Raw genomic sequence first — 14,022 nt, 5'->3', positions numbered from 1 at the left:
TCCAGGAGCGATCCATGCGAACCCAGAGCCGCCGACGGCCACCGCGAGCCACGCTCGCCATGGCCGCCGCAGGGACGCTGCTCACCCCGCTGCTCTCCGGCTGCTGGGTCGGAGCGGGCGGGGCCGGCTCCGGGGGCAACGCCATCAACGTCCTGATGGTCAACAACCCCCAGATGACAGAGCTCCAGAAGCTCGCCCCCCGCTTCACCGAAGAGACCGGCATCAAGGTCAACTTCACCGTCCTGCCCGAGAACGACGTCCGCGACAAGATCAGCCAGGACTTCGCCAACCAGGCGGGCCAGTACGACGTGGCCACGCTCTCCAACTACGAGATACCGATCTACGCCCGCAACGGCTGGCTGAAGGAGATGAACTCCTACGTCGCCAAGGACCCGGCCTACGACGAGCAGGACGTCCTGAAGCCGATGCGCCAGTCTCTGACCGGCGACGACGGCAAGCTCTACGGCCAGCCCTTCTACGGCGAGTCGTCCTTCCTGATGTACCGCAAGGACCTCTTCGAGAAGGAGGGCCTGACGATGCCCGCCCACCCCACCTGGCAGCAGGTGGCGGACCTCGCCGCGCAGGTGGACGGCGCCGAGGCGGGCATGAAGGGCATCTGTCTGCGCGGCCTGCCCGGCTGGGGCGAGGTGATGGCCCCGCTCACCACCGTCGTGAACACCTTCGGCGGCACCTGGTTCGACAAGGGCTGGAAGGCACGGCTGGACTCCCCCGAGTGGGAGAAGGCGACGAAGTTCTATGTCGACCTCGTGCGCGAGCACGGTGAGTCGGGAGCGGCCCAGTCCGGCTTCGCCGAGTGCCTGAACAACATGACCCAGGGCAAGGTCGCCATGTGGTACGACGCCACCTCCGCGGCCGGTTCCCTGGAGGCGGCCAACAGCCCGGTCAAGGGCAAGGTGGGCTACGCGCCCGCTCCCGTCGAGAAGACGGAGTCCTCCGGCTGGCTCTACACCTGGGCCTGGGGCATCCAGCAGGCATCCCGCAACCCCGACAAGGCCTGGAAGTTCGTCTCCTGGGCGTCCAGCAAGCAGTACGAGCAGCTGGTCGGCGACGAGATCGGCTGGTCCAACGTGCCGGCCGGCAAGCGGGCCTCCACGTACGCCAACCCGGCCTACCGCGAGGAGGCGGCCGCCTTCCAGGAGATGACGAAGGAGGCCATCGAGGGGGCCCGCCCCAGCGACCCCGGCGTCCAGGTGCGGCCCGCGCCCGGCATCCAGTTCGTCGGCATCCCCGAGTTCACCGATCTCGGCACCAAGGTCTCCCAGGAGATCAGCGCGGCCATCGCCGGACGCCAGTCCGTCGAGTCGGCCCTGAAGAAGTCCCAGCAGCTCGCCGAGAAGATCTCCGAGGAGTACGAGGGGCGATGACAGCGACCACTACGGCCCCCGTGGCCACGACACCCGTGCGTACGACCCGTCCGCCCTCCGCCCGGCTGCGCGCCTGGGCGACCCGGGCCCCCCTGCTGCCCGCCCTGGTCTTCATGATCGTGGTGACCCAGCTGCCGTTCGTGGCCACGCTGGTGATCTCGTTCTTCGACTGGAACGCCCTCTACCCGGACGCCCGGCACTTCGCCGGCCTGGACAACTACAGCGAAGTCCTCACCGACGCCGACCTGCGCCACTCGGTGTGGACGACCGTGCTGCTCACCGCCGCGGTGGTGCTGGCCAGCCTGGTCCTGGGTCTGGTCCTGGCACTGCTCCTGGACCGGAAGTTCAAGGGCCGGGGTGTGGTCCGCACCCTGCTGATCGCGCCCTTCCTGGTGGTCCCGGTGGCGGCGGCCCTGCTCTGGAAACATGTGCTCTACAACCCCGAATACGGCCTGTTCAATGGGTTGTTGCACTATGTGGGCGGCCCACAGCCCGACTGGATCTCCAACACCCCGCTGCTCGCGGTGGAGGCCTCCCTGGTCTGGCAGTGGACGCCGTTCATGATGCTGATCCTGCTGGCCGGCCTGCAGAGCCGCGACCACGAGCAGATCGAGGCGGCGAGGGTCGACGGCGCGAGCGACTGGCAGATCTTCCGCCACCTGACGCTCCCGCACCTGCGCCGTTATCTCGAACTCGGCGCCCTGCTGGGCTCGATCTACATCGTCCAGAACTTCGACGCGGTGTTCACCATCACCTCGGGCGGCCTGGGCACCGCGAACCTCCCGTACACCGTCTACCAGAGCTTCTACCAGGCCCATGAGAACGGCCTCGCCTCGGCCGCGGGCGTCCTGGTGGTCATCGGCTCGATCATCATCGCGACCTTCGCGCTGCGCGTGGTGTCGTCCCTGTTCCGCGAGGAGGTGTCGCGCGCATGAGTGACGTGGCCGTACGACTTCGCAGCCGCCGCAAGGGAGCGGGCCTCGGCCTGGTGGCCTGGCTGCTCGGGATCCTGTTCTTCCTGCCGATCGCGTGGATGGCGTTGACGTCCTTCCACTCCGAGGCGGACGCGGCGACCAACCCGCCGTCCTTCGCCGCGTCGCTGACGCTGGACGGCTACCGCGAGTTCTTCGGCGCGGGCGGCGGCGCGAGTCCGTGGCCGGCGCTGATCAACTCGACGGTGGCGTCGGTGGCGTCGACGCTGTTCGTCCTGGTCCTCGCCCTCCCGGCGGCCTACGCCCTGTCGATCCGCCCGGTGAAGAAGTGGACGGACGTCCTGTTCTTCTTCCTGTCGACGAAGATGCTGCCGGCCGTGGCGGGCCTGTTGCCGCTGTACCTGTTCGCGAAGAACACGGACATGCTCGACAACATATGGCTGCTGGTCATCCTCTACACCTCCATGAACCTGCCGATCGCGGTGTGGATGATGCACTCCTTCCTCGCCGAGATCCCTGTCGCGATCATCGAGGCGGCGCGGGTGGACGGCGCGAAGCTGCCGACGATCCTGACCCGCGTCGTGGCGCCCATCGCCCTCCCGGGCATCGCCGCGACCGCCCTGATCTGCTTCATCTTCAGCTGGAACGAGCTGCTGTTCGCCCGAGTACTGACCGGCGTGGTGGCGGAGACCGCCCCCGTCTTCCTGACCGGCTTCATCACCAGCCAGGGCCTGTTCCTGGCGAAGGTGTGCGCCGCGTCGCTCGTCATCTCCCTGCCGGTGCTCGCCGCGGGGTTCGCCGCCCAGGACAAGCTGGTCCAGGGCCTGTCGTTGGGAGCCGTGAAATGAAGGCCGCCGTCATCGAGTCCGTGGGCAAGGCCGTCGTCGCCGAGGTCCCGGACCCGACGCCAGGGCCCCGCGAGGTCGTCGTCGAGGTGGCGGCCTGTGGGCTGTGCGGCACCGATCTGCACATCCTCCAGGGCGAGTTCGCGCCGAAGCTGCCGATCGTGCCCGGGCACGAGTTCGCCGGCGAGGTGGTCGGGGTCGGCACCCAGGTCACCGAGGTCGCGGTGGGCGACCGGGTCGCGGTCGACCCGTCGCTGTACTGCTACGAGTGCCGCTACTGCCGTACGGGCCACAACAATCTCTGCGAGCGCTGGGCGGCGATCGGAGTGACCACCGCCGGCGGGGCAGCGCAGTTCGCCGTCGCCCCGGTGGCGAACTGCGTGAAGCTCCCCGAGCACGTCCGCACCCAGGACGCGGCCTTGGTGGAGCCCCTCTCGTGCGCGGTGCGCGGCTACGACGTCCTGAAGTCCCGGCTCGGCGCCCACGTCCTGATCTACGGCTCCGGCACGATGGGCCTGATGATGCTGGAGCTGGCGAAGCGGACCGGCGCGGCCAGCGTGGACATCGTGGACGTCAACCCGCAGCGCCTGGAGACGGCCCGCCGGCTCGGCGTCTCGGCGTCGGCGGCGAACCCGGACGAGCTGGACCGCCCGCAGGGCTGGGACCTGGTCGTGGACGCCACGGGCAACGCGGCGGCGATCCAGGACGGCCTGGACCGGGTGGCGAAGGCGGGCACGTTCCTTCAGTTCGGCGTGGCGGACTACGCGACGCGCGTCACGATCGACCCGTACCGCATCTACAACCAGGAGATCACGATCACCGGTTCGATGGCGGTCCTGCACAGCTTCGAACGCGCGGCGGAGCTGTTCGCGAACGGTGTCCTCGACCCCGAGATCTTCATCAGCGACCGGATCCCGCTGGACCGCTACCCGCAGGCGCTGGAGCAGTTCGCGTCGGGAGTGGGCCGGAAGATCGTGGTGGTTCCGTAGGAGCACGCCGCCGTGGCCGGGCTGCCGCCCCGGCTCCCGGGCCCTCAGCGGCTCGGGAGCGAGCGCGGCAGCCCGAACCGGGGGAGCACTCCCGCGTCGAAGCGGGTGAAGGCGTCGATCCGGTCGCCGGTGAGGGTGAGCACGAACAGCCCGGCGCCGTGGCGGATGCCGGTGACGGCACGCAGATAGGCCCCGAACGCCGGCTGGCCGTTGGCCCGCGTCGGCACGAGGTCGACCCTGCGGCCCGAGCGGAAGATGCCCGCGAAGACCCGGCCCACGACGTCGCGGCCCTCGTACTCGAGGGGAATCGGCGGCATGGACAGGAACACGTCGTCGGTGAACAGGGCGACCAGCGCGTCCGGGTCCCCGGACTCGTAGGCACGGACGAACTGCGCCACGAGCGCCTGCTCGGAGGACGAGCCGGGTGCCGCCGGCCGCTGATCGCCCGGCGGACGGCGGCCCTTCAGACCGGCGCGGGCCCGCTTGAGGGCGCTGTGGACCGACTCGACGGTCGAGTCGAGCATGTCGGCCACCTCGCTGGCGCGGAATCCGAGGACGTCGCGCAGGACGAGCACAGCGAGCTGCCGGGGCGGCAGCGCCTGAAGAGCGGTCACGAAGGCCAGGGAGATGGCCTCGGTCTGCTCATATCGGGCCTCCGGGCCGGGCGGCACGTCGATCGCCCCCTCCAGTAGGGCGTCGGGAAACGGCTCCAGCCATACGACCTCGCCGAGCCGCGTCGGTTCGGGCGGTTCGACCCCGGACATGTCCCACGCCCTCGCCGGGCGCCGACTCGCCGAACGACGCGCGTTCAGACAGGTGTTGGTGGCGATCCGGTACAGCCAGGTGCGGATCGAGGCACGTCCCTGGAACCCTTCGAGGCCCTGCCAGGCGGCGAGCAGCGTGTCCTGGAGGGCGTCCTCGGCGTCCTGTAGGGATCCGAGCATCCGGTAGCAGTGCACCTGAAGCTCCCGGCGGTGCGGCTCGGTCAGCTCCCGGAACGCCTCACCGTCCCCGGCCCGCGCCTTCGAGATCAGGTCGGCTGTCACCCGGATCACCTCCCTCGTCTTTAGGTCCATCCTGTGCAGACACCGGAAGAGGAGCGAACTGGGCGCCCACTTTCCCGAGGCCGTGGTGTCCACACCATCGACACCTACGGAATGTGGAGAGGAGCCCGAGATGCTGCTCAAGGACAAGGTCGCGGTGGTGTACGGAGCCGGTGGCGGGATCGGCGGGGCTGTCGCACGCGCCTTCGCCGCCGAGGGGGCCGTCGTCTTTCTCACCGGGCGCAGCAAGGCGCCCGTCGACATCGTCGCCAAGGACATCGTCGCCGCCGGCGGAACGGCCGAGGCCGCGGAGGTGGACGCGCTCGACGAGCAGGCCGTGGACCGGCACCTGCGGTCCGTGACGGGCGCGGCGGGGCGCGTCGACATCTCGTTCAACGCTGTCGGCATCCCGAACGCGGGGATTCTCGGTGTCCCACTGACCGAGCTGGACCCGGAGCGGTTCGCGTGGCCGATCACGGCCTATACGACGTCGTACTTCCTGACCGCGCGCCTCGCGGCCCGGCGGATGATCCCGAACCGGTCGGGGGTGATCATGACCGTCACCGCACTTCACTCACGGACGGGCATCCCCTTGGTGGGTGGCTACAGTCCGGCGATGGCCGCCAAGGAGGCGCTCACCCGGGCGCTGTCCGCCGAACTCGCACCGCACGGCATCCGCGTGGTCGGCCTGCGGCCCCAGGGCATGCCGCAGACCCGCACGATCAGGGAGGCCTTCGAGCCGCGCGCCGAGGCAACGGGAATGACCTGGGAGCAGTGGCAGGAGTTCCTCGCGGGCAGGACCCACCCGCGGCGGCTCATGACACTGGAGGAGATGACAGCGACGGCGGCCTTCCTGGCGTCCGACAAAGCGAGCGGGATGACCGGAACGACCGTGAATCTGACCATGGGGAGCCTGGACGACTGAGGCGATGTCCGACCAGCGCGCCGCCCGCAGTCACCCGCGTGACGGCGGCTGACCCGATCGGCCGTCGGGTAAGGGAACGGTAAAACGCCCTCGCTCGTTCACGGGGCATGACAGCTATGACCCCCGGCTCGAACATCCCTCTCTCCACCGCGCGCGTGACGGTGGACGTCGCCGCCCCGGTGCGGCTCGACGTATCGGGCCTGCTGCTCACCGCCGACGGCAAAGTGCGCTCCGACGACGACTTCATCTTCTACAACCAGCCCAGCGGGCCGGGCGTGGCCTACCGCTCGGGAGGCGGCACCTCCCCGGACGCGATCACCGTCGACACGACGGCCGTACCCCCCGGTATCGAGAAGATCGTCGTCACCGCCAGCCCGGACGCCGCAGGCCAGACCTTCCAGGGCATCGAACCGACGGCCACCATCCGCAACGCCGACGACAACAGCGTCCTGGCCACCTTCACACCCCCGCAGCTCGGCACCGAGACGGCCCTGGTGATCGTCGAGGTGTATCTGCGCAACGGCGCCTGGAAGGCCCGCGCGGTCGGCCAGGGCTACGCCAACGGCCTGGCCGGCATCGCCACCGACTTCGGCGTCACCGGCATCCGCCACGGCGCCGGGCTGTTCGTGCTCACCCTCACCGGCGACCGGATCGACGCCTTCACCCGCTTCGACGCGGGAGTGCTCCCCCGGTTCGGGCTGCCGCGCTCGCGCTACAAGGCCGTCGACGCAATGACCCCGATCGGCCGTGGTCAGCGTCAGCTGATCATCGGCGACCGTCAGACCGGCAAGACCGCGCTGGCCGTCGACACGATCATCAACCAGCGTGACAACTGGCGCACCGGCGACCCGAACAAGCAGGTCCGCTGCATCTACGTCGCCATCGGCCAGAAGAACCAGACCGTCTCCCTGATGAAGGGCGGCCGCCCGCTGCTCTCCCAGGTCAAGATGGGCCTCGGCTGGGAGCCGGCGTACCGCGGCAAGGACATCGACCTGGACGCCTCGGTGATCGCCTACGGCCCTCAGCGCAACCACATCGACAGCTGCTATTTCGGCAAGCTCCAGATCGTGAACGGCGCCATCCGCCACTCCGGCGACAACCTCACCGGTGAGGGCGGCGGGGACGACGAGGTCATCACCGTCGACCTCGGGCGCCTGCCCCAGGACGTCACCGGCCTGGTCTTCACGGTCAACTCGTTCTCCGGCCAGAAGTTCACCGAGGTCGCCAAGGCCTACTGCCGGCTGATCGACGCCCAGTCCGGCGAGGAGCTCGTCCGCTTCGACCTCACCAGCGCCGAGCCGCAGACGGGCGTGCTGATGGCCAAGCTCATCCGCCAGTTCTCCGGCGAGTGGGAGATGACGGCCATGGGCGACTTCGTGAAGGCCCGCACGGTGCGGAACATGGTGAAGCCGGCCGCACAGGCGCTGTAGTCGGCGGTACGACGTCCGGGGCGCCCCGCTCGCAGGGGCGCCCACGGCCTCGGCGCGTCAGGCGGACCCCCGCACCACCAGCTCGGGGACCACCCAGGCGTCGGCGCCGCTCATCGGTTCCTCCCCCGCCCGCAGCCGCGCCACCTGCTCCACGGCCAGCCGGCCCAGCCGGCGTTTGTCGATGTGCAAGGTGGTGAGACCGGGGTCCACCAACTCGCCCAGCGACAGCCCGTCGAAGCCCAGCACAGCCAGGTCGTCCGGCACCCGCCGGCCCCGGCGCCGGGCCGCGCGCATCGCGCCGACCGCGATCAGGTCGTTGAAGCCGAACACCGCGGTGATCTCGGGCCGTGCGTCCAGCAGTCGCTCCATGCTCTCCTCGCCGCCCGCCACGGTGTGCTCCACACACCTGGCGATCCAGCCCTCGTCCACGGGCAGTCCGTGCCGGCGGGCCTGCGCGACGAAGGCATGCCGCCTCGCGGCGGGACCGTGCACTCCGTCCAGCATGCCGATACGGCGGTGCCCCGCGGCGACCAGATGGGCCAGGGCCTGCTCCAGACCGGCCGCGGCGTCGATGCCCACGGCCGCGAACCGGGTCTGCTGCGGGCCGCGTTCCAGCAGGACCAGCGGCACGCCACCGAGGTGCCGGGCCAGTACGTCGTCCGGGTTCCTGAAATAGCCCACGACCGCGTCCGCCTGATGGGAGAGGACGTCGAGTGCCTCCCGCTCCCTGGCCTCGTCGGTGCGCGAGTCCCACACGACCACCTGCCAGCCGCGCCGCTCGGCGGCCTCCAGCACTCCGGCGGCCACCTCCGGGAAGAAGGGGTTCATCAGATCCGGGATCACCAGCCCCGCCGTGACGGTCCCCTTGCGGACGAGGCCGCGCGCGAACCGGCTGGGCCGGTAGTCCAGCAGCCGCGCCGCCTCCAGGACGCGTTCCTTCGTCCCCGGGTCGATCTCACCCTTGTCGTTCACCGCACGGGAGACCGTCTGACGCGACACTCCGGCCAGCTTGGCCACGTCGTGGATCGTGGCCCGGCGACGGGGATCGCCGGCCCGGTCGACACTCGGCTCCCGCTGCTGATCGTCCGCCAACACGCTGAGCACTTTATCCCTGCCGGGGGAGCCGGAGTGTGCGACTACGGGAGTGCCGTGACTGCTGGTGCGTCGACTGCGGCTCCGTGGGGGCTGGTCGCGCAGTTCCCCGCGCCCCTCAAAAAGGGCAGTTCCCCGCGCCCTCTGAAAGGAAAGGTGGGTGCTGCCGAGCTGTGCCCCTAGAAGAGTGCGCTGTACGCGTTCAGCGCCGGCTGCCCGCCCAGGTGGGCATAGAGCACCGTGGAGTCCCGGTCGATCTCCCCGCGCCCGACCAGGTCGATCATTCCGGCCATCGACTTGCCCTCGTACACCGGGTCCGTGACCATCCCCTCCGTCCGCGCGGCCAGCCGCATCGCCTCCAGGGTCGTCCCGTCCGGGATGCCGTACGTGCCCGCGTGGTACCGCTCGTCGAGCTCGACGTCGGCCTCGGTCAACTCGCGCTTGACGCCGATGAGTCGGCCCGTGTCGTGGGCGATCCGGGCGATCTGCTCGCGGGTGGTGACGGGCCTGGCCGAGGCGTCGATGCCGAGCACGCGGCGCGGCCGGCCGCCCGCCTCCTGAAGCGCGGCGAAGCCGGCGACCATGCCCGCCTGGGTGGAGCCGGTCACCGAGCAGACGATCACCGTGTCGAAGAAGACGCCCGACTCCCGCTCCTGCTCGGCCACTTCGTACGCCCAGCCCGCGAAGCCGAGCCCGCCGAGCGGATGGTCGGAGGCGCCGGCCGGGATGGCGTACGGCTTGCCGCCCGACTCCTCCACCTCCCGCAGCGCCTGCTCCCAGCTCTCCTTGAAGCCGATCCCGAACCCGGCCCGCACGAGCCGCACGTCGGCTCCGGCGAGGCGGCTGAGGAGGATGTTGCCGACCTTGTCGTAGACGGAGTCGGGCCAGTCCACCCAACTCTCCTGGATCAGCACGCACTTGAGACCGGCGCGGGCGGCGACGGCCGCGACCTGGCGGGTGTGGTTGGACTGCACACCGCCGATCGAGACGAGCGTGTCGCAGCCCTGCGCGAGCGCGTCGGCGACGAGGTACTCCAGCTTGCGGGTCTTGTTGCCGCCGTACGCGACACCGGAGTTGCAGTCCTCGCGCTTGGCCCAGAGCGAGGCGCCACCGAGGTGGGCGGTGAGGCGCTCCAGGGGGTGGACGGGTGAGGGGCCGAAGAGGAGGGGGTAACGGTCGTACGAGGAAAGGGACATGAGTCCTCCCGGGTCAGTCGTCGTCGGCCAGGTCCACGAGGTCGGCGAGGCTGCGCCAGATCTCCGCGGTGACGCGGACCGCCGCCTCGGTGTCACCGGATGCGCAGGCTTCGATCAGCCGCTCGTGCAGTCCGGCCGAACGGCAGTTGCCGCCCTCCCCGAAGCGGTGGCGCTCCAGGCGGCGGATGAGCGGGGTGTAGCGGGCGACGGTGGCGGCGGCCGCGCGGTTGCCGCTCACCCGCACCAGGACGTCGTGCACCTCGTCGTCGGCCCGCAGGGCGAGGTCCACCTCGCCGGCCGAGACCGCGGCGGCGAAGCGCTCGTTGGCGGCGCGCATGATCTCCAGGTCCGCGGCCGTCAGCCGGGGCACGGCGTCCCGCGTCACCAGCTCGTGCATGGCGCCGACCACGGCGGCCGCGTCCCGTACGTCGGCGGCCACGACCGGCGTCACGCGTGTGTAGCTCTGCGGCTTGCTCTCCAGCAGTCCCTCGTCCACAAGCCGGGAGAACGCCTCGCGCACCGGCGCCCGGGACAGCCCCAGCCGCTCGGCGAGATCGGCGTCCCGCACCACCGCGCCGGGCTCGATCTCCCCGGCCACGATGGCGTCCCGGATCGCTTCGTAGGCCCGGTCCCTGAGCAGGGTCCGGCCCACGGGTCGTATCGCCTCCACGAACTGAAATGTTAGATGTCAGTCGAGGGCGCGACAAGAGGTGCCGGACATGAACACAAGAGTGGCCCGCACTCCCCACGTGGTGCGGGCCACTCCTGCCTCGGGCGACGCGGGCCTCAGGCAGCCCAGGGCCAGTCGGCGTCCCGGGCGGCCTCAAGCAGCGGCACCATCCGGAAAGCCGCGTCCGACAGGCCGCCGAAGGTGTGCCGATGACCCGTCCCCGACGGGCCGTGGCCCGCCCGGTACCCGGCGAGGTTCCAGGTGTAGACCGGCACGTCGGCCGGGACCTGCTCGGTCGGGTCGCCGTGGTGGCTGGGCGCGTACTGCTCGTCGGTGACGATCAGCACCCGGTCATGCCGCCGGTAGTGCCGGCGCACGGCCTCGGTGGTGTTGGTGCCGCCGAGGTCCCCGAATCGCTCCAGGATCCTCAGCACCGACTCGCCCTTGCGGAAGACGATCTCGCCGCTGTCCGAGCCGAACTGCACGAGATCCGCGTCCGCCGCCCGCAGCGCGAGCGCCGAGCCGAAGATCGCCGCCGCGTCGGCCCGGTTGAGCTCCGAGCGGTCGGACAGCCGCGACCAGAACATCGAGCCCGAGCGGTCGACGAGCACCAGCGTGCGGCCGGGCAGCCCGGGCACGTTGGCCAGCGAGTGGCCGAGCGCCTGCTCCAGCGGGTACGCCCAGCGCAGCGAGGGCGCGTGCTGGTACGCGGCGAGGTACCGGAAGGGGAACTGCCGCGAGCGCGCGACCTGTGCCGGGTCGCTGATCCGCGCGACGACCTGGGCCGCCACCTCGTCGGACACACCGGCCGCGTCGAAGTTCCGCAGGTTCCGTACGAGCGCCATGGCACCCATCGACGGAATCACGGCCTCCCAGGCCTCCTTGTCCATCGGCCCCTGCAGCCAGCCCGCCAGCGCCTCCCACGTCATCCCGGCCGCCGCGAGCCGCTCGGCGCCGTCCGCCGACGTGACGACCTCCCGCCGCTCCTCGACCGGAAGCGCCATCAGCTCGCGGTGTGCGGTGAGGACGGTGCTCGACGCGGGCGGCTCCGCGGTGTCCGGGTTGTGCCGGCGGTCGAGGGCGTACCGGAACAGCTCGCCCTGCCACGGCTTGTCCGGGTCGGGGGCCGCGTGCACCAGGTTCAGGATGTCGCCGAAGCGGTAGCCCTTGGACGCGGTGTCGTACTTGAGCAGCGACTTGCCGCTGTACAGACGCCGTACGGCGTCGGCGACACCCCGCTTGACGGGCTTCGGGACGTTACGGCCGTACAGCGCCGTCCAGTACGCGAGCAGCTCGCCGGGCTCGTCGGGCCGCTGGAGCACGGAGGCGATGACCTGCCGGTTCGACGGGCCGTCGGTGACCTGGGCGTCCAGGCGTGCCTTGACGTACTCGGCGGCGCCCACGATCGAGGCGGTACGGAGGTTGCCCTCGCCGCGCAGCCAGCCGAGCAGGCCGGCCGTCCAGTCGGGATCGGTGACGGCGAGCTCGCGCACGAGCCGCGCGAACCGGTCGTCGCGGTCGGCGCCGGTCTCGTAGAAGGTCTGCTGCGAGACGAAGTTGGAGACCGCGAGCAGGAAGAGCTCGGAGCGCGCGTCGCGCTCACGGCCGCGGCCGCCCTCGTACGTACGCAGTACCCGCCCCGTCGAGGTGACCCGCGAGGTCGGCCGCGCCTTGGCGGCGCGCGTGTTGAATCGCGCCATGGTGAATTCCCCCCGAATTCGTTCGTGTTCATTCGTGTTTCGGAGAGAGGCGCAGCAAAAGATGGGTGCCCGAGATCAGGAGTCGGCGACGGACTTAGTCAGATGCTCTATCCATTGAGCTACGCCGACCCGAAGTCGACGACGGGATTCGAACCCGCAACCTTCTGATCCCAATGAAGTAACCGTTGCCTGCGCACCGGGCACCCACCATGAGCTGCGCCTCCCGAGATCAAGTCGGCGGCGGCGTGGGATTCTCTTGCAAAGAAGTAGCCGCTGCCATCGCACCGGGAGGTGCGTGACGTTGTGATCTCACTGTAGGAGGCGCAGCTCGGGCCGGGCGAACGAATTAATTCCCGGTGCGGGCGGGTTTTACCGCCGCTGGCGCTTCCAGGGCCCGGTGATGGCGAGCATGATGCCGGGCGTCTGGATGTTGGCGTAGAGGGTCCGGCCGTCGCACGAGAAGGTGACGCCGGTGAACTCGCTGTACTCCGGCTCCTCTTCGGTGCCGTTGTTCAGCTCGTTGCGGGCGATCGGGTAGGTGCGGCCGCTGTCGGTGGCGCCGAACAGGTGCTGGATGCCCTCGCCGTCCTCGGCGATGACGAGTCCGCCGTACGGGGAGACGGTGATGTTGTCGGGGCCGTCGAAGGCGCCGTCCTTGGACGGGTCCGCGTTGACGCCGATGAGGACCTTCAGGGTCAGGGTGCGGCGCTTGGGGTCGTAGAACCAGACCTGGCCGTCGTGCGGCTGGCCGGGGCTCTCCGTGCGGGCGAAGGAGGAGACGATGTACGCGCCGCCGTCACCCCACCACATGCCCTCCAGCTTGCGGCAGCGGGTGATCTGGCCGGTGGTGAACTGCTTGCGCACGGACGTGGTCTTCGCGTCGCGGTCGGGCACGTCGATCCAGTCGACGCCGAACACCGTGCCGATCTTCGTGGCGCGGGAGAGGTCGTCGACGAACTGGCCGCCGGAGTCGAAGCACTTGAACGCCTGGAGCTTGCCGGCGTCGTCGGCGAGGGTGCGCAGCTTGCCGCGGCCGAGGCGGAAGTGCTCGGGCGGGGTCCAGCGGTACAGCAGGCCGTTGGGGTTGGAGGCGTCCTCGGTGAGGTAGGCGTGGCCGCGCTTGGGGTCGATGACGACAGCCTCGTGGGCGTAGCGGCCGAACGCCTTGATGGGCTCGGGGTTCTTGTTGGCCCGGTGGTCGGCGGGGTCGACCTCGAAGACGTAGCCGTGGTCCTTGGTCATGCCGTTGGCCCCGGCCTTGTCCTCGGTCTCCTCGCAGGTGAGCCAGGTGTCCCAAGGGGTGCTGCCGCCGGCGCAGTTGGTGGCGGTGCCGGCGATGCCGACCCATTCGGCGACGCGTCCGTCGGGGCGCACCTCGACGACGGTGCAGCCGCCGGAGGCGGCCGGGTCGTAGACGAGGCCCTCGGTCAGCGGCACCGGGTGGGGCCACCGGGCGCGGGGGCCGCCGAGCTCGTGGTTGTTGACCAGGAGGGTGGTGCCGCGGGGGCCGTCGAAGGCTGCCGTGCCGTCGTGGTTGGAGGGGGTGAACTCGCCCGACTCCAGCTTGGTCCTGCCGCTGTAGGTGATGACGCGGTACTCGAATCCGGCGGGCAGTGCGAGCAGGCCCTTGGGGTCCGGGACGAGCGGTCCGTACCCGACACCGCCACCGTGGGCGTCCGCTGACTCCTCGCTCGCGATCTCGGACTCGGTGGAGGCGAGCGCGTTCGGTGCGGTGGCGAGGACGCCGGCGCTGCCTGCCAGCGCGACACCGGTGACCGCGGATGTTCTGGCGAAGTCCCTGCGGGTGAGCGACAT

12 protein-coding genes are annotated in these 14,022 nt (G+C 70.4%); 6 read left to right on the top strand and 6 right to left on the bottom strand.

All coding sequences use genetic code 11. The features are described from left to right. The first annotated feature begins 14 nt into the window (after positions 1-14). From EAO75_RS21820 to EAO75_RS21805, 4 genes are read left to right on the top strand one after another with little or no spacing between them, the layout of a single operon-like run. Positions 15-1,385: an ABC transporter substrate-binding protein gene (locus tag EAO75_RS21820; RefSeq protein ID WP_147996739.1), complete on the top strand. Its 1,371-nt coding sequence runs from the start codon at positions 15-17 to the stop codon at positions 1,383-1,385. Then, the gene (locus EAO75_RS21815) at positions 1,382-2,320 is read left to right on the top strand and encodes a carbohydrate ABC transporter permease (RefSeq protein ID WP_147996738.1); all 939 of its coding nucleotides are present in this window, start codon (positions 1,382-1,384) and stop codon (positions 2,318-2,320) included. Before EAO75_RS21820 ends, EAO75_RS21815 begins: the two co-directional genes overlap by 4 nt. Further along, positions 2,317-3,165 (top strand): carbohydrate ABC transporter permease, encoded by an 849-nt coding sequence (locus tag EAO75_RS21810; RefSeq protein ID WP_147996737.1) that lies wholly within the window; start codon positions 2,317-2,319, stop codon positions 3,163-3,165. The genes EAO75_RS21815 and EAO75_RS21810 overlap by 4 nt, the downstream gene beginning before the upstream one ends. Further along, positions 3,162-4,151 (top strand): zinc-dependent alcohol dehydrogenase family protein, encoded by a 990-nt coding sequence (locus EAO75_RS21805; protein ID WP_147996736.1) that lies wholly within the window; start codon positions 3,162-3,164, stop codon positions 4,149-4,151. Before EAO75_RS21810 ends, EAO75_RS21805 begins: the two co-directional genes overlap by 4 nt. Positions 4,152-4,195: 44 nt before the next feature. Here the strand turns inward: EAO75_RS21805 and EAO75_RS21800 are convergent, their stop codons facing one another. Further along, a complete protein-coding gene (locus EAO75_RS21800) occupies positions 4,196-5,197 on the bottom strand; it encodes a sigma-70 family RNA polymerase sigma factor (protein ID WP_261989377.1) in 1,002 nt (333 codons plus the stop codon). A 130-nt stretch (positions 5,198-5,327) separates the two neighbouring features. Here EAO75_RS21800 and EAO75_RS21795 point away from each other — a divergent pair, with 130 nt between their 5' ends. After that, positions 5,328-6,119: an SDR family NAD(P)-dependent oxidoreductase gene (locus tag EAO75_RS21795; protein WP_147996734.1), complete on the top strand. Its 792-nt coding sequence runs from the start codon at positions 5,328-5,330 to the stop codon at positions 6,117-6,119. A gap of 107 nt (positions 6,120-6,226) precedes the next feature. After that, a complete protein-coding gene (locus EAO75_RS47535; protein ID WP_261989376.1) occupies positions 6,227-7,549 on the top strand; it encodes a TerD family protein in 1,323 nt (440 codons plus the stop codon). A 57-nt stretch (positions 7,550-7,606) separates the two neighbouring features. Here EAO75_RS47535 and EAO75_RS21780 read toward each other — a convergent pair whose 3' ends face one another. The 5 genes from EAO75_RS21780 to EAO75_RS21760 all read right to left on the bottom strand — a co-directional run bounded on the left by EAO75_RS21780 (position 7,607) and on the right by EAO75_RS21760 (position 14,022). After that, positions 7,607-8,644, bottom strand: a complete 1,038-nt coding sequence (locus tag EAO75_RS21780) for a LacI family DNA-binding transcriptional regulator (RefSeq protein WP_261989375.1) — start codon at positions 8,642-8,644, stop codon at positions 7,607-7,609. A 176-nt stretch (positions 8,645-8,820) separates the two neighbouring features. Beyond that, on the bottom strand, positions 8,821-9,837 hold the full coding sequence (locus tag EAO75_RS21775; RefSeq protein WP_147996732.1) for a 1-aminocyclopropane-1-carboxylate deaminase: 1,017 nt from the start codon (positions 9,835-9,837) through the stop codon (positions 8,821-8,823). 13 nt (positions 9,838-9,850) lie between these two features. Continuing rightward, on the bottom strand, positions 9,851-10,507 hold the full coding sequence (locus EAO75_RS21770; RefSeq protein WP_147996731.1) for a GntR family transcriptional regulator: 657 nt from the start codon (positions 10,505-10,507) through the stop codon (positions 9,851-9,853). Positions 10,508-10,623: 116 nt separating this feature from the next. Then, positions 10,624-12,207 (bottom strand): TROVE domain-containing protein, encoded by a 1,584-nt coding sequence (locus EAO75_RS21765; protein ID WP_147996730.1) that lies wholly within the window; start codon positions 12,205-12,207, stop codon positions 10,624-10,626. Between the two features lie 369 nt (positions 12,208-12,576). Beyond that, complete coding sequence (locus tag EAO75_RS21760; protein ID WP_147996729.1) at positions 12,577-14,022, bottom strand: alkaline phosphatase PhoX; 1,446 nt, start codon at positions 14,020-14,022, stop codon at positions 12,577-12,579.

Source organism: Streptomyces sp. UW30 (assembly GCF_008042075.1).
GTDB lineage: Bacteria > Actinomycetota > Actinomycetes > Streptomycetales > Streptomycetaceae > Streptomyces.
Note: the sequence above shows the minus strand (reverse complement) of the source record. Positions and strands in the feature narration are given on the sequence as shown.